General features: G+C 34.1%; 19 protein-coding genes. 6 read left to right on the top strand and 13 right to left on the bottom strand.

What is annotated here, in order from left to right:
- Window positions 1–48 precede the first annotated feature (48 nt).
- From pth to AC2DGP_RS11825, 4 genes are all read left to right on the top strand, one after another.
- The gene (gene pth / locus AC2DGP_RS11840; RefSeq protein WP_484490271.1) at window positions 49–624 is read left to right on the top strand and encodes an aminoacyl-tRNA hydrolase; all 576 of its coding nucleotides are present in this window, start codon (window positions 49–51) and stop codon (window positions 622–624) included.
- A 346-nt stretch (window positions 625–970) separates the two neighbouring features.
- The gene (gene mutS, locus AC2DGP_RS11835) at window positions 971–3583 is read left to right on the top strand and encodes a DNA mismatch repair protein MutS (protein ID WP_484490270.1); all 2613 of its coding nucleotides are present in this window, start codon (window positions 971–973) and stop codon (window positions 3581–3583) included.
- Window positions 3584–3620: 37 nt separating this feature from the next.
- Entirely contained in the window at window positions 3621–4238 is a 618-nt protein-coding gene (locus AC2DGP_RS11830) for a trimeric intracellular cation channel family protein (protein WP_484490269.1), read from the top strand.
- Complete coding sequence (locus tag AC2DGP_RS11825; protein ID WP_484490268.1) at window positions 4235–4690, top strand: RNA methyltransferase; 456 nt, start codon at window positions 4235–4237, stop codon at window positions 4688–4690. The genes AC2DGP_RS11830 and AC2DGP_RS11825 overlap by 4 nt, the downstream gene beginning before the upstream one ends.
- A 2-nt stretch (window positions 4691–4692) precedes the next feature.
- Here AC2DGP_RS11825 and pbpC read toward each other — a convergent pair whose 3' ends face one another.
- The 10 genes from pbpC to AC2DGP_RS11775 all read right to left on the bottom strand — a co-directional run bounded on the left by pbpC (window position 4693) and on the right by AC2DGP_RS11775 (window position 19448).
- Entirely contained in the window at window positions 4693–7032 is a 2340-nt protein-coding gene (pbpC, locus tag AC2DGP_RS11820; RefSeq protein ID WP_484490267.1) for a penicillin-binding protein 1C, read from the bottom strand.
- 29 nt (window positions 7033–7061) lie between these two features.
- A complete protein-coding gene (locus AC2DGP_RS11815; RefSeq protein ID WP_484490266.1) occupies window positions 7062–12599 on the bottom strand; it encodes an alpha-2-macroglobulin family protein in 5538 nt (1845 codons plus the stop codon).
- 92 nt (window positions 12600–12691) lie between these two features.
- Window positions 12692–13948: a mechanosensitive ion channel family protein gene (locus AC2DGP_RS11810; RefSeq protein ID WP_484490265.1), complete on the bottom strand. Its 1257-nt coding sequence runs from the start codon at window positions 13946–13948 to the stop codon at window positions 12692–12694.
- A gap of 141 nt (window positions 13949–14089) precedes the next feature.
- The gene (locus tag AC2DGP_RS11805) at window positions 14090–14809 is read right to left on the bottom strand and encodes a 3-ketoacyl-ACP reductase (protein WP_484490264.1); all 720 of its coding nucleotides are present in this window, start codon (window positions 14807–14809) and stop codon (window positions 14090–14092) included.
- Window positions 14810–14861: 52 nt separating this feature from the next.
- Window positions 14862–16388 (bottom strand): Dabb family protein, encoded by a 1527-nt coding sequence (locus AC2DGP_RS11800; protein WP_484490263.1) that lies wholly within the window; start codon window positions 16386–16388, stop codon window positions 14862–14864.
- 19 nt (window positions 16389–16407) lie between these two features.
- Window positions 16408–16896: a GlcG/HbpS family heme-binding protein gene (locus AC2DGP_RS11795; RefSeq protein WP_484490262.1), complete on the bottom strand. Its 489-nt coding sequence runs from the start codon at window positions 16894–16896 to the stop codon at window positions 16408–16410.
- A 144-nt stretch (window positions 16897–17040) separates the two neighbouring features.
- Window positions 17041–17259 (bottom strand): hypothetical protein, encoded by a 219-nt coding sequence (locus AC2DGP_RS11790; protein WP_484490261.1) that lies wholly within the window; start codon window positions 17257–17259, stop codon window positions 17041–17043.
- A gap of 17 nt (window positions 17260–17276) precedes the next feature.
- Window positions 17277–17495, bottom strand: a complete 219-nt coding sequence (locus AC2DGP_RS11785; RefSeq protein ID WP_484490260.1) for a hypothetical protein — start codon at window positions 17493–17495, stop codon at window positions 17277–17279.
- Between the two features lie 224 nt (window positions 17496–17719).
- Window positions 17720–18415, bottom strand: coding sequence for a LytR/AlgR family response regulator transcription factor (locus AC2DGP_RS11780; protein WP_484490259.1), 696 nt, complete (start codon window positions 18413–18415; stop codon window positions 17720–17722).
- The gene (locus AC2DGP_RS11775; RefSeq protein ID WP_484490258.1) at window positions 18408–19448 is read right to left on the bottom strand and encodes a sensor histidine kinase; all 1041 of its coding nucleotides are present in this window, start codon (window positions 19446–19448) and stop codon (window positions 18408–18410) included. Before AC2DGP_RS11775 ends, AC2DGP_RS11780 begins: the two co-directional genes overlap by 8 nt.
- Window positions 19449–19625: 177 nt before the next feature.
- Here AC2DGP_RS11775 and tatA point away from each other — a divergent pair, with 177 nt between their 5' ends.
- The gene (gene tatA / locus AC2DGP_RS11770; protein ID WP_300320711.1) at window positions 19626–19898 is read left to right on the top strand and encodes a twin-arginine translocase TatA/TatE family subunit; all 273 of its coding nucleotides are present in this window, start codon (window positions 19626–19628) and stop codon (window positions 19896–19898) included.
- 62 nt (window positions 19899–19960) lie between these two features.
- Here the strand turns inward: tatA and AC2DGP_RS11765 are convergent, their stop codons facing one another.
- Genes AC2DGP_RS11765 through AC2DGP_RS11755 form a run of 3 tightly spaced genes read right to left on the bottom strand, consistent with a single transcriptional unit; the run spans window position 19961 to window position 21458 of the window.
- Window positions 19961–20602, bottom strand: a complete 642-nt coding sequence (locus AC2DGP_RS11765) for an O-methyltransferase (protein ID WP_484490257.1) — start codon at window positions 20600–20602, stop codon at window positions 19961–19963.
- Between the two features lie 14 nt (window positions 20603–20616).
- Complete coding sequence (locus tag AC2DGP_RS11760) at window positions 20617–20880, bottom strand: hypothetical protein (RefSeq protein ID WP_484490256.1); 264 nt, start codon at window positions 20878–20880, stop codon at window positions 20617–20619.
- An 8-nt stretch (window positions 20881–20888) separates the two neighbouring features.
- Window positions 20889–21458 carry a sigma-70 family RNA polymerase sigma factor gene (locus tag AC2DGP_RS11755; protein WP_484490255.1) on the bottom strand — a complete coding sequence of 190 codons (570 nt, stop codon included), beginning with the start codon at window positions 21456–21458 and terminating at the stop codon, window positions 20889–20891.
- 263 nt (window positions 21459–21721) lie between these two features.
- Between AC2DGP_RS11755 and AC2DGP_RS11750 the strand changes: the two genes are divergently transcribed.
- Window positions 21722–23962 carry a DUF7133 domain-containing protein gene (locus tag AC2DGP_RS11750; RefSeq protein WP_484490254.1) on the top strand — a complete coding sequence of 747 codons (2241 nt, stop codon included), beginning with the start codon at window positions 21722–21724 and terminating at the stop codon, window positions 23960–23962.
- The last annotated feature ends 75 nt before the right edge of the window (window positions 23963–24037 follow it).

Raw genomic sequence — 24037 nt, 5'->3', positions numbered from 1 at the left:
TCTCACCATTATTGTTAATTTTGAAAATTGAAATACAGAACAACTATTATGAAAAAATTCTTAATTGTAGGACTAGGGAATATAGGAGCTGAATATGAAAACACTCGTCACAATATTGGATTCAAAATATTGGATGAATTAGCCTCTATGGAAAATATCAAATTCTCTACAGATAAGCTTGGTGATATTGGGAACTTTAAATTCAAAGGAAGAACTTTTATTCTACTAAAACCTTCTACCTATATGAACCTAAGTGGGAAATCCGTAAAATACTGGATGGAAAAAGAAAAAATTGCCCAAGAAAACATCCTTATTATTTCAGATGACCTAAACCTAGATTTTGGTACCATCAGATTAAAAGCAAAAGGAAGTGCGGGTGGACATAATGGTTTGAAAGATATCAATGAAAAATTAGGAAATCAAAACTATCCACGTTTTCGATTTGGTGTAAGTGCAAATTTCTCAAAAGGCAAACAGTCTAACTATGTTTTAGGAGAATGGTCTAAAGAAGAAAATCGATATATGCCAGAACTCCTTTTCAAGGGAGCCAACCTTATTAAAGAATTTGGAACGGCCGGAATTGGAAATACCATGAACAAATATAATGGGCCATTAGAATTATAAAATACTAAGCCCCACTTTTTCCAAACAACACTTTAACTCACCAATAAAACAACCCTAAAAAGGACTTCACCCCTACAAAAGTTCATTTCAACCTCAAACTCGTGCCGTTCATCGAAATATACGAGGGACCAAAACCATTATAACGTAATTTTACAAATGTAATAGTTAAGCTATTACATCTTTTTCATAGCAATTTTCCCTCTTTAGTTTTTAATTAAAGAGGGTTTTTTATTTCTTCTATATAATCATAGATAAACAGAGTAATTCTAGTCACCCTATCTGAAAGTTTTGCACCACAGAATCAAAAAACGTAAATTCGCACTTCACAGAATTAAAAGCGAATATCTTGGCAAAAACGAAAGCAAAAAAGGAAACTCCTTTAATGAAACAATACAACACCATTAAGGCTAAATACCCTGATGCAATGTTGCTCTTTAGAGTCGGTGATTTTTACGAAACTTTTGGAGAAGATGCCATTAAATGTGCTCGCGTTTTAAACATTACCCTCACAAAAAGAGGAGCAGGTAGTGAGAGTGAAACAGCCTTAGCTGGTTTTCCACATCACTCACTCAATACGTATTTGCCAAAATTAGTAAAAGCGGGTATGCGTGTTGCTATTTGTGATCAATTAGAAGATCCTAAAATGACAAAAAAAATTGTCAAACGCGGGGTCACAGAATTGGTAACACCAGGGGTTTCTTTTAACGATGAAGTTTTACAATCCAACAGTAATAACTTTTTAGCAGCGGTTCATTTTGGAAAAAAAGTGGTTGGTATCTCTTTTTTAGATGTCTCTACAGGTGAATTTTTCACCGCTCAAGGATCTGCTGAATATATTGATAAATTATTGCAGAATTTTCAACCAAGTGAGGTACTGATTCAAAAACAAAATCGTCTAAAGTTCAATGAAGTTTTTGGAACGAACTTTCATACTTTTTATTTAGATGATTGGGTTTTTCAAGCTGATTTTGCCAATGAAAGTCTGAACAATCATTTTAAAGTAAACTCTTTAAAAGGCTTTGGTATTGATGATTTACAAGAGGGAATAGTTTCTTCTGGAGCAGTTCTGTACTATTTGTCAGAAACACAACACAACAAAGTAGAACATATTGCATCCATCCAAAGAATACAAGAGAACAATTATGTTTGGATGGATCGCTTTACGATTCGCAATTTAGAATTATATGCCTCAACGGAAGCCAATGCAGTAACCCTACTAAAGGTAATCGACAAAACCATTTCTCCCATGGGAGCAAGATTGTTAAGACGCTGGTTGGCATTGCCCTTGAAAGATATCGAACAAATAAAAAAACGTCAGGACATTGTTAAGTATCTTATTGATACTCCTGATTTCTATGATTTAGTTACCTATCAAATAAAGCAAATTAGCGATATTGAAAGACTGGTTTCTAAAGTGGCTACCGGTAAAATTCATCCTAGAGAAGTAATCTTTTTAAAAAACTCTCTAAAAGCAATTATCCCAATTAAAGAAGCCGCAGAAAAAAGCAGTAACGCTTCTTTAAAGAACATTGGAAAACAATTAAATGACACCAAAGAACTTCGAGCGAAAATTGAAGCTACTTTGTTTGAAGAAGCGCCCGTAAACATCAACAAAGGGAATAGTATTGCAGCTGGAGTTTCTAAAGAATTGGATGATTTAAGAGCAATTTCTACTTCAGGAAAAGACTACCTAGACAACATGGTGCAACGTGAAGTTGAACGTACCGGAATTAGTTCTTTAAAAATAGCTTTCAACAACGTATTCGGCTATTATATTGAAGTTCGTAATTCGCATAAAGACAAAGTTCCTGAAGAATGGATTCGCAAGCAAACGCTTGTAAATGCCGAACGTTACATCACAGAAGAATTAAAAGAATATGAAACAAAAATTCTAGGAGCTGAAGAAAAAATCGCAAAACTAGAACAAGAAATTTATGCTAATTTAATTCAGTATCTGACTCGTTTCATCAAAGAAATGCAACTGAATGCACAATTGATTGGACAAATAGATTGCTTGAGTTCTTTTGCTACAATTGCTACAGAAAACAGTTATGTGAGGCCTTTACTGGATGAAACAACGGATCTAGAAATAAAAAATGGTCGTCACCCTGTAATTGAAAAGCAACTTCCTGCCGGAGAAGAGTATATCGCAAATGACGTGGTCTTAAACAGAACGTCTCAGCAAATTATTATGATCACGGGACCAAACATGTCGGGTAAATCAGCCATACTTCGTCAGACTGCTTTGATTGTATTATTAGCACAGATGGGAAGTTACGTTCCTGCTCAAAATGCAAAAATTGGAGTTGTTGATAAAATATTTACACGTGTTGGAGCCAGTGATAATATCTCAATGGGAGAATCTACGTTTATGGTAGAAATGAATGAAACCGCCAGTATCCTAAACAATGTTTCCGATAGAAGTTTGATCCTATTAGATGAAATAGGTCGTGGTACAAGTACCTATGATGGTATCTCTATTGCTTGGGCTATTGCAGAATACATACACGAACACCCGACCAAAGCGAAAACTTTGTTTGCCACCCATTACCACGAACTCAATGATATGACCAATACTTTTGAGAGAGTAAAAAACTTTAATGTATCGGTAAAAGAATTAAAGGACACTGTTATTTTCTTAAGAAAATTAGTTACAGGAGGAAGCGAGCATAGTTTTGGTATTCATGTAGCAAAATTAGCAGGAATGCCTACACAGGTTATCCATAGAGCTAATAAAATGCTGAAACAACTAGAAAAAAATCATACGGGAGATGATATTAAAAATAAGTTAAGTGCTGCGAAAGAAGAAGAAGATTTACAACTGAGCTTTTTCAAATTAGACGACCCGCTTTTAGAGGATATCAAAGAAGAAATTTTGGCAACTAATATTGATTCACTTACCCCAATTGAGGCATTAATGAAGCTTAATGAAATCAAAAGAATGTTGACTAAAAAATAAGTTCACTACGTTATCCAACCATCATGAAAAACGCTAAATGGAAATTATTATCGGACATATAAATGTGATGGGTTCTTTTGTTTTTGCCATTTCAGGTGCTTTAGTCGCTCTTAAAAACAAACTAGATCCTTTTGGTGTATTGATTGTAGCATTTGTTGCCGCTGTTGGAGGCGGAACGGTAAGAGACATGCTATTGGCGGATAGAGATGTTTTTTGGTTATTTGACACACATGTTATTTATGCTGTTGTTAGCGGTGCTTTTATTGCAATGATTTTTAGAAGCAAACTTCATTTTTTTCACAAACCTATATTTTTTTATGATGCTATTGGCCTAGGATTATTTACAATTACCGGAGTTCAAATTGGAATTGATTATCATTTAAACCCATTTATCTGTGTATTATTGGGGACTGTAACAGGTGTTTTTGGTGGAGTTATTAGAGATATTATTGTAAATGAAATTCCAGTTATTTTTCAAAAAGAAATTTATGCCACAGCAAGTTTATTTGGAGGTGCATTGTACATGTTATTGGTGTATTTAAAACTACCTAACCCTTACCTACAAATCATCCCTATAAGTTCGATCATATTGATTAGAATTATTGCAGTTACCTTTAACATCTCGCTCCCTAACATTTACAAAAAAGAACAATGATTGATAATTTAGAACAAGGCTTTTTCGGAATAGGAATACAAAATGGTAAAACGCCAGAGAATTTAGGGGTTTTATGGAGATCTGCGCAAAACATGGGGGCCAGCTATATATTTACCATCGGGAATAGATACGCTAAGCAAGCCTGCGACACCCACAAAGCAGTTGGTGCAATGCCGTATTTTCATTATGATACCTTTGAAGATTTTTACAAACAGCTACCGAAAGGAGCCATGTTGGTGGGCGTAGAATTAGACGAACGAGCAGTACCCCTTGAAACCTTTGAACATCCTAGGCGTTGTGTATATCTTTTAGGCGCTGAAGACCACGGTATGTCTCGACTCGCTATTGAAAAATCTCATCATTTAGTAAAATTTGACACCCCCATGAGTTTGAATGTATCCGTCGCAGGAAGTATTGTGATGTATGATAGGAGAATGAAGAAATTTAAATAAATCTATTTCAAAATCTCCACAAACAACTTATTCTCATTCCCCAACACATCAACAACTGTGATTACATGCTTCCCTATAGTAACAGGAACTAATTTCTCGTGAATACTTTTAGTTTCCCCAACATATTGCTCATCTAAATACCAATAAACTTTAGTTTCAGGAATATTATGGGCTAACTTCATTACCAACTCTTCTTTTGCTCCATCAAATCCCTTTGGCAAATAGATCTTGGCTTTATTTTTAGGATATACAAAATCCATGATTCGTTTCTTATCTCCCAAACAATCCATCCTATAGCTAGGTAATGGTTTGTAAAAAGGATTTTTCTTTTTAAAATAATACTCCATTAAGGGAGGTAATACAAACCAACTTTTATGAGTAATGTCGGTAATATTTTCACAAGAAGAATTTACCTGATACGCTTCATTTTTATCGAGATGTACCCAATAGTGGTAGGGACAAGGTTCAGTATCAACTCCCTTATATTGTACCATTAACGTATCCTTATTAGGACAAATTTCCTTAGCTAAACTTCCACTTTCTCTGCATACAACAACTTGCTCCAAGGCATTATAGGGTTCTGAAAACCAATTAGACTGAGGTAACAGATCGAACAAATCAAACATCACGGGTCCTGCACTTGACACCCCCAACAAACCTGGCCGTCCTTCTCCATCTGCATTTCCTACCCAAACACCTACTACGTAATCTTTGGTACTACCTATAGCCCAAGCGTCTCTATATCCAAAACTAGTCCCTGTTTTCCATGCTATTTCTTTAGAAGAATCAAAAAACTCCCAATTCTCTGCACCTGTAGGTCGATTCACTTGTTTCAAAGCCTCATATGTTAGAAACAAAGAACCTGCATCAAAAATCGTTTTCTGCGGAGAGGCTTTTCCAAAATTCACCCTTTCTTTTTCTTTAAATACCGGATCTACAAACTCATTTGCAAAATAATTACCTGAAGTACTCGAATAGTGATTTATCGTTCCTGAAAAACCTGCATACACTCTACATAGATCCCATAAATTACTTTCTGCTCCCCCTAAAATCAAAGTCAAGCCATAATGTCCAGAATCATGCTTGACATCTTTTAAATCCAACTTTTTTAAATACTCATAAAACCTACTCAAACCAAAACTCTGTAGCATTTTAACCGCTGGAATATTTAAGGACCTAGCCAAAGCTCTACTTGCTGGCACAGCTCCATCATACTCTAGACTAAAATTTTTAGGATTATAGGAAGCTATCTCAGTTGGAACATCTGCAATTAAGGTATTGGGTAACATCTCTCCTGAATCTAACATCGCTGCATACAAATAAGGTTTTAACACACTCCCTGTACTCCTAGGTTTATGTATTACATTTACATTTTTCTGATGCTCCTCATCTGTTGGTGTATTCCCAACATACGCCAAAACTTTACGCGTATGAACATCCAATATCAAAACAGACATATTATAAACCTCATTCTGTTTTAAATTTAAATAATGCCGTTTTACTATTTCATTGGCATTCACCTGTAATTGATTTGGGATACTTGTTTTGATAGAATTCCCCTTATGTTTAATTGCCATATACTCTAACAAATGGGGGGCTTTGGAAGGCAATGCATGTGGTTTTTTAGGCAACTCCTCTTGAATAGCAAGACTATAAGTAATCGAATCAATTATTTTTTTATCTAATATTTTCTTTAAAAGTCTATTTCTTTTAACCACTAACTTATCATGATTTTTACCAGGATAAATAAGACTCGGTGCATTTGGCAATACCGCTAAAGTAGCATTCTCTGCCCAAGATAATTGATAAGGCGAACGACCATAATAACGCCATGATGCAGCTTCTAAACCCACAACGTTCCCTCCGAAGGGAGCGTTTGAAGTATACATTTTTAAAATATGTTTTTTAGAGTAGCGAAACTCCAAACGGGTTGCCAAAATAAGCTCCAATAATTTCTCTGTATAGGTTCTGTTTTTCCCCTTTCTAGACAAACGAATCACTTGTTGTGTAATGGTGCTACCACCTCTTTTTATACCTGATTTTGTAACATTCCCCCACAAAGCTTTTGCAATAGACACAGGATTAAAACCAACATGATTATAAAAATAAGCATCCTCAAATTGTAAAATACAATGTTCAAATTTATAGGGTATACTATCAATATCCGGAAACCTCCATTGACCGTCATCGGCAATTTTTGCTCCCAAGAGGACTCCTTCTCTACTTTGAATTACTGTAGATTTTGGATTCTTAAAAACCTCTGCTGGCAATGAAAAATAATACCCTATTAAGAGTATAAACCCAAAGATTACAACCAAATTCTTTTTGGAGACACGACCCATCAACACCCGATAAAATTTCGTTTATTCAGTTATTTCACTACTTCTATCCATTGCCCTTTTGTTCTAGAGAAGTAATCATTATCATACATTGCCTCCGCCTGAACACCTGGTAAGTAATACTTACCTAAATAAGCAGCATTCAAACGAACCGTAAAAGTTTTAACCTCATTCTTTTTCATTGAAAAATAAAAATTAACTCGATCATCTCTAATATCCGTATAATCACATTGATTATCGGTTGCCTCACCAAAATCAGTAAATCTAGTATTTACAATCTCCCAACCAGAAGGGAAAATTTGACTCAATGCAATATCATTGACTCTTTCTGTATTTGGATTTGTGAGTGTTACCATGGCAACAAAATCAGTCCCTTGACGTAGTTTCTCAAATGAAACAGGATTCCCTTTAGAATCTACATATTTCACATAGAGTTTAAGGTTTCTTGAAGTCGCAATTTCAGTTCCCAATGACAATGTTCCTGAATTCACAATTCTCACGAAACATGTATTTCCTATATTATTTGTAATCGAAAATTTATTTGGCTGTGTTTCTAGAACTTCCAATCTACGTTGAGCTACGGTACTTTTTGTTACAATTGACTCTTGCTGACCATTAACCGTATAACTCAAATTCAAATCTTTCCCTCCATTTTTTATGACCATTTTGGCCATAGAAAGTAAACAATATGCCGTTGTTTGAGTGCTCATCCAATGATCTGAGGACAATCTTTTTGCAATAATTTTTGCCATATCATGCACCTCACTACCCTCCATGATCAACATAGTTTCCATAGCCATTGCTCTATTTCTATAAGAAGAACCATAGGTATAATAATCTCTTTGTTTAATTTCAAAATCAACCGAAGCTGAAGCTATTAATTTGGAAGCCGCCTCTTTTTGACCTGCCAAAGCATAAGCCGCTGCCAATCTCCATTTAGAAATATTGGAAATTTTAGGATACTCTCTTAGCCTATTCATTGCTGCTAAATCTGGTTCTCCGGCAAGTGCGAGCGTATATAGCCTATATGCTTGTGTCATCCCAGAATTCCAGTACTTATAACTAGACCTCCATTCTCTAGCAGCTTGCTTTTGATATCTCAACCAATTACTCATAAATGTAAGCGGTAAAGAATATCCCTTTTTCTGAGCCTCAATCATAAAATGCCCTGCATAACTAGTTCCCCAATCACTCACATAGGTATTTCCAATCCAATACGACAAGCCTCCATTTGGCAATTGAAAATCACCAAGCCTTTCAATACCTTCTTCTATATTTGACTTGATCTGTGTTTTTTTATCAGCGGTAATATCAAATATATCTTCTAAAAACAATTGAGGAAATACACTTGAGGTTGTTTGTTCTACACAGCCATGTGGATATCTTATTAAATATTCCATTCGCGATGCAAAATTCATAGGTGGAATTGTAGATATTTCCACATCAACTTTGTTGGTTCCTTTCTCTCCAATACAAGAAAAATCGGCATTTAAAGTTTCATTAGCTCCAACTTCCAAATCAATATATTTACTTGTTTTTGGATTTGGATTGACTACATCAATTTCAATCTCTTGTGTTGAAACCTCACCATTGCTTTTTGCAATTACTTGAATATTTTCTATCCCTTGTCCTTTTAGAACCTCCAAATCAAAATAAACCATTTTTTCATCTGGTGCATCAAATCGAACTACCTTTTTATATTGCCCAATGATTTCAATTCCATCACTAATTTTTAAACTAACCTCTACATTTTTAACAGCACTTTTCATGGCAAATACTGTTACTGGTAAGGTTACTTTTTCAGTTGGACTTAATTTTCTCGGGAGCGACGCTAAAACCATCAAAGATTTTCTAACTGGTACCGCTTTATCTGCTTTTCCATAGGCCTCTTCAGTATTATCTGCTGCCACTACCATCGTCCTTACCGAACCAATATAATTTGGCATTTTTATTCTATGTTGCTTGGTCTCACCTGGCTCTAACACATAGGGTCCAAGTACAGAAACTACAGATTTAAACCTATTCGCTTTCGTTGCCTTTTTATTCTTCCCATCTTCGTCTCCACCAATAGCAAAAACTTGACTAATTGCTCCACCAAAAGCCCCCATTACATCATCAAAAATATCCCATGTCCTAACCCCTAAAGCTTCACGTGTATAAAATACATTCCACAAATTAGGTGTTTTATAGCGAGTTAAATCCAATAAACCTTCCTCTACCACAGATAAGGAATAAGTCATCCTTTTTCCATTAGCTTCACTTACTTTTACCGCATAAGTGGTCTCTGGTTTTAACTCATCTTCCATAGAGATTACAGGTTCCAGTTTTGTGTTTTTATCCACTACTATAATTGGAATTACTCCATACAATCGCAATGGCAAATCATTCTGTGTTGTTGCATGAGGCTGTAACAAAGAAATATTTACAAAAACATTGGGAGACATTTCTGGAGTTATAGTTATTCTGGCTTTTGTTTGTCCCTTCACTGTTTTTACCCATTGTGTTTCTAATACTTCTGATCCATTTTCAACACTCACTAAAGCATTCCCTTCTGAACCAGACGGAAAGGTAATTTCTGCAACATCACCAACATTGTATTTTTCTTTATCAGAATTAAACACTAACATCGTTGCCGATTCAGCATTTCCTTTTGTAGAATTCGACCACCAATTTCTAAAGAAATATGCTGTCCTACCCGTTGAATGTCCGCTCACCGGATCTGTAATACGAATCAAATAACGTCCACTTTTACGATTAGGAATATTGATATTGGCTATCGCCGTACCCCTATCATTTGTACTTACTTTAATCGTTTTGTACAAATATCTATGTTCAGAATTCACATAAGTAGCGAGGTTGTCAGAATTAGAGCTCCACCACCAAGACCATCTGATCTCATACACTTTTACCATTAAATTTTTTCTTGAAACGGGTACTCCCTTATGGTTGACTGTAGCTATCGAAAAGGGAATATTTTTATCCGTTTCATAGGAATTCCCATATCGTTTAGATTCAGGAGATTTCATACCCACAAAAGTCGTAAAAGGAGCAATGTCTTTTGATACGACATCCGATGAAAAATCACCACCATTTTCAAACACACGCGTTAAAAAAGTTGCTTTTAACTTACCTGGTGCCGTATTTTTTAAATTTATCTTCTTATTTATTTTCGCTTTCCCAAGAGCATCAACCTTCCCTTCAAAAACGGTAAGTTCCTCTGTTTTAAATTCTTTTATTGGATCTTTAAAAATATATCCCGGAAAATTTTCGAATCCCTTTGAAGAAGAAGACAACTTCATTTTCACTTCAGTTTTCAAATTTTTTGCAATCGCTCCATGAAGCCATTTTACCTCAGCCTCTGCCTTTATTGGCAATTTAGTTGTAAGCACCTCATCTTCAAAGTTGATATTAATCTTCAATCGATTTGGCTTAACCGTTTCAACTTTTAAGGTTTTATAAAAAGTAGCACCTCCCACCTTTACTTTAGCGTTCCAGTTTCCTGTAGCATCACTATCCGTTGTAGGGATATCAAACCTAAAGAAACCATTGACACCATCATTTTTAATCGTTTGATATTTCAATTTCCCATGAGGATCTGTTACCTCAATTTTTACAGGATGTCCGGATGGCAAAAGGTTATCCGTATCATTCAAAACAAAAAAAGTATGAATGGTATCTCCTGGTCTCCACACACCGCGTTCTCCATACAAATACCCTTTTAAACCTTTTCTAATTTTTTTTCCGGCAACATTAAACTTACTTAATGACAATGAATTTCCATCATTCAGCTTTACATAGGTTTTACTAGCTCCTGAAGAGACTATGGCAAAAGCCGCCTTAGATTTAGATAGGATTGTTGCAATCCCCTCACCATTTGTATCGGCATTGGCGATTAATTGCTTTTGGTAATTGTACAATTCTATATGTGCATTTGCCAAAACATTAGTTGTAAGAATATCTGTAACGGCAAAGAAATAAGAATTACGAACTCCTTTTTTAACGATAACCCCAACATTAGAGGCTAAAATATTGGCTCCAATTTTTTTCCCTCCATAAAAATAAGATTCGGTACATGGGTTATCTCTATCTCTCCAATTGTAATCATAATCTTCATCATAGTAATAATGAGAGTCAAAGGAATCCCAGTAAGCATCCTCCCCTTCCTGCTCATTCCCTTTTTGAAATATGTCTTGTTCCGGAATTTGATAGTTCTCTGCTAATGGATTTCCCTCGCATCCATACAAAGAATAAGATTTTCTAACCGATAATTCTACTCGATAAACCGATCCTTGATCTGCACGTATTAATGACTGAAGATCTACCGCATAATTTTTCCATTTCCCATCATTATCAATATCATTTTGAACCAAGGGAATGGTTTTCTTTAGAATACTTCTTCCTGAAGCTCTTAAATTATTTCTATTGGAAGTGCTTAAATCATCTCTTTGCAATAAACTTAAAATATTTGTTGAATAAAGTTGGATAACATTGACGTCAACAGCTTTTAAATTCACGGCCTTAAAATTGAATTTCAGATTTTTAGAATCTGGTAAAATCAAACCATTTGAAATCAAACGAATTTGAGGCTTCAACTGCTCAAAGGTAATAGCATCAGAAAAACGTTTATTTAACCTGTACCCATTTTCATTTTTAATTCCGCTAAACACAGTTACATTTACCTTCCCTGCAATACGCTTGCTAGGATATACTTTTAATAAATTCCCCTCTATTACATATTTCAATTTGGCTGCATTTTTTACAGTCACCAAACCTTTTAAGTTTTGACTTTTCAAGAGCGGATCAGAAAAATTTACACATAGATGCTGCTCGGGAGATTGACGAACATAAATACTTAGCACAGAGAAGTTATTTTTCCCAGGAATTTTAACCTTGGAAGTCCCTTTATTGTCAACACCGATAGGTTTTCCATCCCATTGAATCTCTACTTTAGAATCTTCAATACCACGTTCAATACTATCAATTACAAACTCAAAATAAGTGTCTTTTTTATCCTCCGTGTCATACCAATTTATTTTTAAATCTTTCCCTTCTTGATTAGCATGTATCAAAGATTTAGCTTGTTTTAAAGTAATCACATCTGCAGAGACGATATGCCCTTTTACATATTGAGAAGATTGCGTATAGGATTGCAAATCCTTCATTTTAATAGAAAAATTTGGCGATTTGGTTTTAAAATAGAAGTGAAAATTTTCGTATTCCTTACCTACATTTTCGTACAGTTTACTTAACTGCAATTTACAGCTATACTTTTGCTTGGATTTCAAATCCTGATCAGGGGTAAACAACAAAGATTTTTTACTAGAAAGAATTAACTTTCCTTTTACGGATGGAGTCAACTCTAAAATATTAGTCGGAATTTCTTGCCCGACCTCAAAAAGTGTTACATCTTTAGAAAGATACACTTTCACAGGAGCTTCCTTAGAAATTACTCCTCTAGTAGTACTATAAATAAAATTTTTAAAATTTGATATTGGTGTTTTTACAGTTGCTTGTTTTTCACAGGCAATTACCAATACCATCAGTAGGCCAAGGCATAGCTTTTTAATCATCTAGCAATTTTTTTTTACGCTAGTAAAGATACCCAAAATTCCCATGCATCTGTATTCGATACATTTAATTCATGAAATTTGTAATTAACACGCTAAGCTCGTAACTTTTCAAAATCTGACCCTGTAGGATTCTGAAAAACTTCCAAATCAAACTCTGGAACTGCTGCTAATAAATGATCGAACATATCAGACATAATACCTTCATAGATTACCCATTCTTTTCGGCTACTAAACGTATAAATTTCAATAGGCAAACCATTTTCTGTAGGGGCTAATTGACGTACCATACAAGTCATCTCTAAATTGATATCAGGAATATTTTTCACATAGGCCTCTGCATAAACTCTAAACACGCCAATATTGGTCAAATGCCTCCCGTTTATCAAATGGGTTTTATCTATCTGATTTTCTATATTGTAACTTTCAATATTCCTTCCTTGCTCTTGAATATAATTTTCTATCAACTGAAACTTAGCAAACCTCTCTAACATTTCTTTAGTGCAAAAAGCAACACTACTAATTTTTATATGCAAGGAACGTTTAATTCTTCTCCCACCAGATTCTGACATCCCTCTCCAATTTTTAAAAGATTCAGAGATAAACGCATAGGTTGGAATGGTGGTAACAGTTTTATCCCAGTTCTGAATTTTTATGGTTGTCAATTTCATTTCTATCACATCCCCATCTGCACCATAATTAGGCATGGAAACCCAATCTCCTAATCGCACCATGTCATTTGCTGCCAACTGAATACTAGCAACAAATCCTAGAATCGTATCTTTAAAAACCAATAACAAAACCACAGTCATAGCTCCCAAAGCACTAAAGAAATAAAGTGGAGATTTGTTTAGTAAAAAAGATAATACCACAATAACTCCAGTGATATAAACAGCGATTTTGACCAATTGAAAATAACTATCTAACGGATTTTCTCTGAAAATTTTCTTAGTCTCTAGAAAAGTTTTTAGTGTGTTTAGTAACCGGACAATTACAATGATGAAAATAACCGAAAAGTAAGCATTTACAAATCGTAACACATAGGGTGTCAAACTAGGAAAATCATGAAAAACATAAGGTGTGGCTACATAAACTATTAGAGCAGGTGCTATGTGAGCCAGATTGGTAAATATTTTATTTTCAACCAATAGATCGTCCCAAGTAGTTTTTGTTTTTCGAGCAATAGACTCAATAAAACCAAGTAGAATTCTTTTGACAATAAAATCAGCTACAAAGGCAATAACTGCAACAACAAACACCATCAGCACAAATTCAATTAACTGAATAGATTTAGGATCTGCTCCTAATCCCAAAAGCCAATTTGTCAACCAATCCATTGTAATTTTACCCATTTGCTCCATTGCAATCTAAATTTAAATTTCCCCTTCAAATATAGCAAAACCTAAAAAAGGAGTTCCCTCAAAACAAAAAAACTACAACGGAAGTTTTACCTTCCAATTGTAGTTCCAAAATATGCTTAAACCAATTATATCTTATGGATTTGTTGACCACAAGGATGCTCCTTTCAACATCGCTCTTCTGGGTAATTTTAGCCCAGCCACAATCAAATCAGCAAAATCTTCAGGTTGTAAAACAGATTCTTGAGAATTTTTAGCAGCGATCCCCAATTCTACCGTCATGTCAGATTCTATAGTACTCGGCGTGAGTGTACAAACTCTAATATTATTCTTTCGAACTTCTTTCATCAAAGATTCAGACATTCCTATCACTGCAAACTTTGAAGCAGAATACGCTGAAATATTAGGGTTCCCATTCAAACCTGCTGTGGAGGAGACATTGATAACATCACCTTGATTTTTTTCAATTAAATAGGGTAAAACTTCCTTTGTAACATGGTACATCCCCAAAACATTGGTCTGAATAATTTGAGTCCATTCTGTGACAGGCATATCATTAAAAGAACCGATAGAAGCAATTCCAGCATTATTCACTAAAATATCAACAGTCCCAAGTTTTGCTATTATTTCCTTTATTGCAACTTGCACCTCTTGATACACGCCAACATCAAATACGGAATACACAGCATTCACGCCAAATTCTTGTAATTCTTTAACGGTATTTTTTAAAGCGGCTTCATTTCTTCCAGTAATCGCTACATCAACCCCTTCTTTGGCAAAAGCCAAGGCAGTGGCCTTTCCCAAACCTCTTCCACCTCCTGTGATAATTGCTTTTTTATTTTTTAAATTTTCCATAATTTTTATTTTTTAGAAATTCTATGGTGTTAAAAATTCTACTCCAAAACAATTATTCTTTGGTCCAATAATCAAACACAAATACATCTGCTAATAGCGGTCCTACTTTTTTAACTAAAGCTTGATGTTTTTCATGAAATAAATAAATCTCTCTTCCATGTACATCGTTAAAAGTTAACGTAAAAGTATATTGCAAACCTTTGGTATGACCTTCAGTACTGTCGTTAGCCCCCCATTCTAATTTAGAAATTTCTGGAATTTCTTTTTTTAAATTCTCAAAAAGAGCTAACGCACCTTGTACCTCTTCTTCACTTGATGTGTCTTTAAATTTTAAGCTAACCAAATGCCTTAACACTTTGGCTTTATTTTCTGTTTTCTCAGGTGCTATTTTGTAACTCACCAATTTTTTCAATCCAAAACGAAAGGAACCTGCTACTAAAAAGTCTGTTCCACCAACGTTCAAAGAATTCAAACCATAGTAAATAGAATAGCCAGTTTCTAAATAATTCACGGGAGATAAAATTCCATCTTCAGATAATTTACATAACTGAATACTCGCATCATCTCTCGTTCCTACAGCCAATAAAGCCTCGTTATTATTGGTGGAAATTATTTCAATTCTAGTTTGACCTGATAATTTTGTTTGCTCATCATCCTTCAATACAAAATGAGGTTTTAAAGCACCGTTGCTACCCACTTTAAAAACACTGACACCATCACCATGGTACACAAAATCTTTCTTTTTGATAAAGTTTCCTCTTTTGTAATACTTATGATGTCTATGCCCAACAATCACATAATAATTTTTCCCTAACTGAACACCTGTTACCGGGTAAGCTCCTGTCAAATATCGATCTGTCTCGTTATCATCGATGTTATTTACATTTTTAAACTTTCCACTTTCATAAACTCTAAAGCTACTTACTCCGTTATCTTGAAAACCACTTGTGTATAAATAAGTACGACTTTTTATTTTATGAATATACATCCCAATAATTCCATCCGTATGAATTTTTTCATCATCCTTCATAGATTGAATATGTGTAAGTTCTCCATTTTTTTCAATTCTAAAAGAACTCAATCCAGGTGTTTCTTCTAAACCACCAACAAATAAGTACGATGCTTTTTTCATATGAACCACCTGTAAGGTAATTGCAGTACCCAAGTGCGTTTGGTCCGTATCTTCTTTTAAGGCAACACGATTCAGAGAACCTTTGTCATCAATTGCAAATGTTTCAATAGCGTTTCCATGTTTATTTGCTACAAAAAGAAAATCATTACCCTGAATATTATCTGCAACCATACCTCTTGCAGGTCCTTTTTTCATGTACAATTCATGGTTACTTATTGATGTCAATACCCCTAAACTATCCATGCTAAAAACATCAATATTTCCAAAACCACCGGCATAAACAAACTGTTTTCCCCCTTTTTTGTAACTAGTTACTGTTACTGTGTTTTGTGCAGAAAGATCTTTAAAATCCATTCTGTGTAACGTTGGTTTTTCTTGTCCGGTTACCATTCCTACTTCAAAGAAAAGTATTGTAGTAAGAAACAAGTATTTCATTAGTTGATTCATAATCTGATTGATTTAAATATTATTTTAAGATTGATTTTGCTCCTGCTGTTGCTATTTCTCTGTCTTGTTCGATAGTACCTCCACTAACACCAATGGCTCCAATAATTTTACCATTTTTATCTTTTATTGGAATCCCACCAGGAAAGGTAATCAAACCTCCATTAGAGTGTTCAATATTATAAATAATTCCGCCAGGCTGCGTTAATTCTCCAAGTTTACCTGTATCAATATTGAAATAACGAGCGGTTTCTGCTTTTTTTATAGCTACATCAATACTCCCTAAATAAGACTCATCCATTCGTAAAAAGGCTTTCAGGTTGGCACCTGCATCCACAACTGCTATATTGACTAAAACATTGGAAGCTTCTGCTTTTTTCTTAGCCACCAAAACGGCATTCAAAGCTTGCTCGTCGGAAATATCGTGAGTAATTTGTGCTTTTAATCCGAAGGACATCATCAGAAATACAGCTATCGCAAAATAGCTTTTTAGACTTTTAAATAAATTCATAATTCTGTAAAAATTGTTCTGTTTTTAACTTTGGTTTCTTTGGATGACAAAGTTTAATTTTTTCATTGAACAATTTGTTGAACTAGTTCAACAATTAAAAAAAGACAAAAAAGATAACCCCAGAACTAAAACACAAAACTTCAATCAATCTGGTAAATCTTCACAAACAAAACCATGATTGGTTACCATTTGCACAACCGCTTCACTTTGCAAATCGTTAGAAGATTCTATGCGTAACACCTTATCCCTATCTTCAAAATCTATAGACCAAGAATAAATAAATGGATGCCTTCTAAAAATGGCTCCAAACATTCTCGCTTTTCTTCTCGACTTGATATTGGTTTTAAAAATCATCAAACTCATAGCGCTATTTATTTTAATTACAACCCTAATTTTGAAAACACTTCATATACCAAAACCGCTGGCCAGACAATAGATTTAAGCAACCCTATTACACCTGCTCCAAAACTAGTGGCATTGGATAGAAAATAAAAGGCAGCACCAAACATCCCCATCCCATACAAACAACTCATGGATGAATTATAAGAGTTTTTTGTTTCACATTTTTCTTTGATTTCTTGAATTGTAGTTGTTTCCATACCTGTTAGATTTTTTATTGTTATTCAAATATCTAACAACTAAACAAACTGTTCAACTCTATTATGCAAAGTAGAAAATAGTGTCTGCAAAACGGCTTATTTAATCAGCAACTCAAGAAACGATACTCTAACAGTAATAGAAAGACGAATATTCTGTAAACATCAACAGATTGGTAAGGCTCAGTTCACGCAATAAAGAGAAAATGACAAAAACTAAAATAACACTAAGTGTTATGAATTTTATTAAAAAATTCAGTTTTGTAAGTATCCGAAACTGGTATTATTTCTTTACCGATATGAATTCTACTACGTTCAATAGAATCAATTTTATGCAAAGAAACCATATAGGATTTGTGTACTCTACACACCAAGTCTGATGGAATTATTGCCTCCAACTCTTTAAAATTTTGCAAAGTCATAATTCGCTTATTTATAGTATGAATTCTGCGATAATCACGCATTCCTTCAATAAAAATAATATCCTGCAACATTATTTTCTCCAAACGATTTTCTGTCTTCACAAAAATATAATCTTGTGTTAGTGTAGTGGGAGTTTTTTGCTGAATATTGCCCAAAGCTTTTGTTACTGCTTGTAAAAAACGATCAAAATTAAAAGGCTTCAATAAATAGTCTGTAATATTTAATTCGTACCCCTTTAAAGCATACTCTTGATAAGCGGTGGTAATAATTACTTGACAATCTAGTTGGGTACTCTCTAACAATTCTATTCCCGTTAATTCGTCCATATTAATATCTAAAAACAACAAATCAACCTGATGTAATTTTAGATACGCAAGCCCCATCAAAGCATTATCAAATGTAGCTTCTAAATTTAAAAACGGAATTTTATCAACAAATAACTTGGTACGCTCTAAAGCAAGTGGCTCATCTTCAATAATGATACAGCTATATTTATTCATGGCAAATACTTACGTTTACAGAATAGGTATTATGTTCTTTTTGAACCTCTAAGGTATGGTTATTTTCATATAAAAGTTGTAATCTTTTTTCAATGAGATCATTCCCAAGACCATTACTTCCTTCCTTCACCTTCCTATTAGGATCATATTTATTAATACAAGACATTTTTATGCAATCTGTATCAATAGAAATTTTTATCCGTATCGCATTGCTCAACTTTTTGTTGGTGCAATGTTTAAAAGCATTTTCTATAAAAGGGATAAACACCATTGGGGCAATTTTTCTGTCCTTCGCATCCCCTTCCAAACTGTAGTGAATATAATCTGTGTTAGCAGTTCTTATTTTTTGCAACTCTATATACTTCTCGATATACTCAATTTCTTTTGACAGCAACACCTCTTCGGTTTTGGTTTCAAAAAGCATAAAACGCATAATATCAGATAATTTATTCAAGTAATTTGACGCTTCATCTTGATCTTTTAATATCAACACATCAATATTATTAATCGTATTAAACAAAAAATGCGGATCTAGCTGAGACTTTACCAACGCCAATTCTATTTTATGATTTTTTTCAATCAATGCTTCTTTCAACTTCATATCCTGAAACCAAGTAATAAATCCCTGGATCACCAAGGCAATAACTCCACTTATGGTTGCTATAAAAGAAATGAAAATTACAATTCCCCAAAAAGCATCTTCTTCTTCTTGTGAACAAGTAGCATCAACAAACAAATACAACATTCCATAACCAATCAACCCAGCAATAGTAGAAATTACAAGTCCGTAAACCAAGGTTTCAAAATATTGCTTTTTCTTAAAGAAATTTGGAAACAGAAAAAAATAGTAGAGGTAAAAAGAAAAAACCGATGGGATCAAACCAAACATGGTAATAATTCCAAATGCCTTTTCCATTAAAGATTCTTCTGGATTTTCATTTCCCTGGAAAAAAGCAGCCATCAACCCCAATGCAACAATAAAGTAGCAAAGCCAAACTCCGATATGTAATAAAATTATTGCCGATTTTTTCATAGGTACAAACTCAAAATTGATACAACAAATTTATTCTAAAATCTAAAAGTATACTAATGCAATCTGCAACTTGGCTTATTTCATCTGCAAATGAGTAAAGTTATAGAGCATCAATTCAAAATATTATTCAAATTTTCTCATGCCTAATTACTATCTTTGTCACAAATTATACAAATTATGATGTTATTTATTGGAGCACCGGAAGTAATGGTAGTTCTACTTATTGTAGTAATGTTATTTGGTGCAGATAAAATTCCGGAGATTGCTAGAGGACTTGGAAAAGGAATGCGTCAAATTAAAGATGCTACAAACGACATCAAGAGAGAAATCAACACAAGTGCAGAAAAAAACGGAATTGATTTAGATGTTACCAAAGACATCAAAAAAGAGATTGATTCAGTAAAAGAAGATCTTGAGGACATGAGTGGTCCCATCAAAAGACAATTTTAATTAATTTATTAAACGCTCTACTCAAACAACTGCAACAAAACTGCATTTGTCAATTCAATAAATTATTTCACTCTACTTAATGTCAATCCGTCTCGAATTGGTAATAATACCGTTTCTATTCGTTGATCTTCATTCATTAATTTATTATACTCTAATAAAGCGGCTGTATCAACATCTTTCGGATTCAACTTTTCAATTACCTTTCCACTCCATAAAACATTATCTGAAAGAATGACACCACCAGAGTTCATTTTATCAATAATTTGCTTGAAATAATTAGAATAATTTGCTTTATCTGCATCAATAAAAACAAGATCAAATTTCTCTTGAATTGTAGGAATAATTTCTAATGCATTTCCTATATGCTGTTTTATTTGAGTTCCGAATTCTGATTTATCAAAATACTTTCTTTGTAAATCGTACAATTCTTCATTTTTATCAATGGTATGCAAAACACCATCTGATTGCATCCCTTCAGCCATACACAAAGCTGAATAGCCCGTGTAGGTACCTATTTCTAAAATATTTTTAGGTTGAATTAATTTAGAAATCATAGAAAGTACTCTTCCTTGAAATCCACCACTCAGCATTCGTGGATTTAAAACCGTTTGCCAAGTTTCTCTATTTAACTCCTTTAAAATTTGCGGTTCTGCTTGAGAGTGATCAACTACATAATCATCCAATTTCTCTGGTAAAAAATCCATATAACGCTACAAACTTATTTTATTTTTGCACTTTCTTTTTCAAACAAAATACGCATCTGTTCTTTTTCCTCTTCAGACAGACTACAAATGGCACTTCCTCCTTTATTTTTATTCAAAATTTTAGACAACAGATTATTCTGCTTGGTATAAATTGAACAAAGTTTACATCCTAAAAAATGGATTCTTAACTTAATAATTTCCATTATCGTCGCCTTTCCATATTGCGATTTGTCGCATATAGTAGTGGCCTCATCACAAGTTATTTTAAATTTTGCCATGAATACTCTTATTTAATAAACCAATTATCTTCCATACATTTTCTCAACTGAGTCCTAGCCCTATGGATTATTACCCACAAATTAGACGATGTAATATCTAGCTCCTTACAAATCTCTTCCGTATCAAAATCTTGTAATGTTTTCATCCTGAAAACCATAGCATATTTCTCAGGTAGTTTGTCGATACATTTTGACAAAGCATCACCTAATTCAGCATTTTCAATGTCTTTATCTGCATCGTTCCCCCAAGTCTGCGGAACCCTTTCTTCTAACCAATCTCCTTCATTTTCACCATCATTATAGAAATTCATTCTCACCTCCGCTTTTCCTTTGGTTGAATTTATCTTTCTATAGTAATCAATGATTTTTCTTTTCAAAATGGCTACCAACCAAGTCCTTTCACTTGCTTTCCCCTCAAAATTTTTCATTGCTTTCAAAGCAGCAAAAAAAGTTTCTTGAACCAAATCTTTCGCAATCTCAGTTTTATTAACCCTAGATATAGTGTAATTAAATAAATAATCTGAATGCAGCGTTATCCATTTATCTGGGTCTAAAGTGTGTATTTTTTCAGATGCCATAGTTTGTACTAGTTACGATCCTATTAGAGGCTAAATATAAGGAAACTTCAATTCCTAACAATTATTATTCAAATTACTTATCCACAGTAAAAACGAATAATTAATCCTAGTAAAAAACCATAGGGTCGCGTTTCCCCTCTTTTTGATAGCATTCTATCTATACAAAATATGTATAAGATTCTTCAATGACTTATTTTGTACATAAAAAACTTTGAAATTCTGTACTTTAGTAGACCGATTTACAATTTTAATAACAATACCCAATGAAGTTCTTAAACACTTACTTTTCAATTTCAATGCTTTCCTTGCTTGGAATGGCATCTTTGTCCACCAGCTGTGATAAAAAGGAAATAGTAGAAGGCAAAATATACCAGAAACCTGAAATCATAAAAGATCCTGTAGTTGACTTTCTTTCTCCAGAGGAAACCCTAAAAACCATGCACTTACCAGAAGGCTATCGAATAGAACTGGTAGCAAGTGAACCTATGGTAAATGAACCTGTAACAATGGCTTGGGATGCGGATGGAAAATTATATGTTGCCGAAATGCTAACTTATATGCAAGACATTGATGGAACGGATCAATACAAGCCTTGGAGTAGAGTAAAATTACTTGAAGATACTAATGGAGATGGAAAAATGGACAAAAGTTCAATTTTTATCGATAGTATTATCTTACCTAGAGTTATACTTCCTTTAGATGACCGTTTAATTGTTGGAGGTACTTTTCAGAGAGATCTTTGGGGCTACAGAGACACCAATGGTGACGGGGTGGCAGATGAAAAAAAATTAATGCACAAAATCCCCAAAAGAGATAATTCTAATCTTGAGCACCAACCTGCAAGCATGATTTATAGTATTGATAATTTCATGTATTTATCAAAAGGATCTATTAGATACAAACTTAAAGGAAATAAAATTGTAACAGATACTTTGGCTGATGCTCCAGCAGGTCAATGGGGATTAACACAAGATGAACAAGGTCAAATTTTTTATTCAAGCGCAGGTAGTGAGGTTCCGGCTTTAGGATACCAGCAACACCCATCTTATGGTAATCTTGAAATGCCTGGTAAATGGGAACCTGATTTTGACAAGGTATGGCCTATCATCGGTACCCCTGATGTACAAGGAGGAATGAAGCGATTAAGAGAAGATGGAACCTTAAATCACTTTACCGCAAGCTGTGGACAATCTATCTTTTTAGGAGACAACTTACCTGCTTATGGCGACTTGTTTATTCCTGAACCTGTAGGACGCTTAATTCGCCGTGCAAAAGTAAATATCGTTGAGGGTCAAAAAGTATTAAGTAACCCCTACCATGAAACTGAATTTTTAGCTTCTACAGATATGAACTTTAGACCAGTAGAAACTAAAACAGGTCCGGATGGTTGTTTGTATATCGTAGATATGTATCGTGGAATTATTCAAGAGGGGAATTGGGTTAGAAAAGGAAGTTTTTTAAGACCTGTTGTGGAAAGAAAAAAACTTGATAAAAACATAGGAAAAGGTAGAATTTATAGAATTGTCCATGAAGACTACACTCCAAGTAAAACAGTTAAATTACTAAATAAAACACCAGAGGAATTAACAGAATTCTTAGGTCATGCCAATGCATGGTATAGAATGAACGCACAAAAGCTGATTGTAATCAAAGGAGACAAGTCTGTTGTGCCAACACTAAAAAACATCGTTTCAAATAGTGAAAACCCATTGCAAAGAATGCATGCTTTGTGGACTTTAGACGGATTAAATTCTATTGATAAAAAGATCTTACTAGAAAAATTTAATGATGAGGATCCTAGAATTAGAAGAACAGCAATAAGAATAAGTGAAACTTATTTAAAACAAAACGATGAAACCATCCTTGCGGCTGTTGATGCCCTAAAAAAAGATGAAGACAAAGAGGTATTGTTACAAGTACTACTTTCTTTAAGATCTAGTTCTCATGAGAATGCAAAAAAAACAATGCGAACCATAGCCTATAGAGAGTTTGGAAATGATGTGATCGCAACTACTGCAAGAGAAGGGCTTAAAGAGGTACCTCCAGTAATCGAAGAACTTAAGAAAAAATACATTTTACAAAACGTCAACGTACGTAAATCCGTGGTTCAAGGATATCTAAATTTTAAATCTATCTGTGCTTCTTGTCATGGAGGAGACGGAAAAGGAATTGAAGGTCTAGCTCCAAGTTTAGTAGGATCTCCTCGTGTTACTGGTAATTGGGAAATAACCTCAAAAATTGTAATCAACGGATTAACCGGACCTATTGATGGAAAAGAATATGCCGGAGTTATGGCTCCAATGGGACATCAAGACAACAATTGGCTTGCAGCAGTGCTTACCTATATAAGACTAGAGCTTAATGATGCATCTCCTGTGACAGGTTGGAAACTGAATAGAATCAGAAATCAAACAAAATTGAGAGATACTTATTGGACTATAGATGAATTATATCCCAAAAAGAAAAAACAAAATAAAAAGAAGAAAAAATTAGCGACTCACTAAATTTTTCTATCGGGATAATCATTATGGTTATCCCGATTTTCTTTTAAAAACTTTGGCTATTTGAAATGCCTTGTG

It is taken from the genome of Flavicella sp. IMCC45537 (genome assembly GCF_057197705.1).
This window is presented reverse-complemented; position numbering and strand designations above follow the sequence as displayed.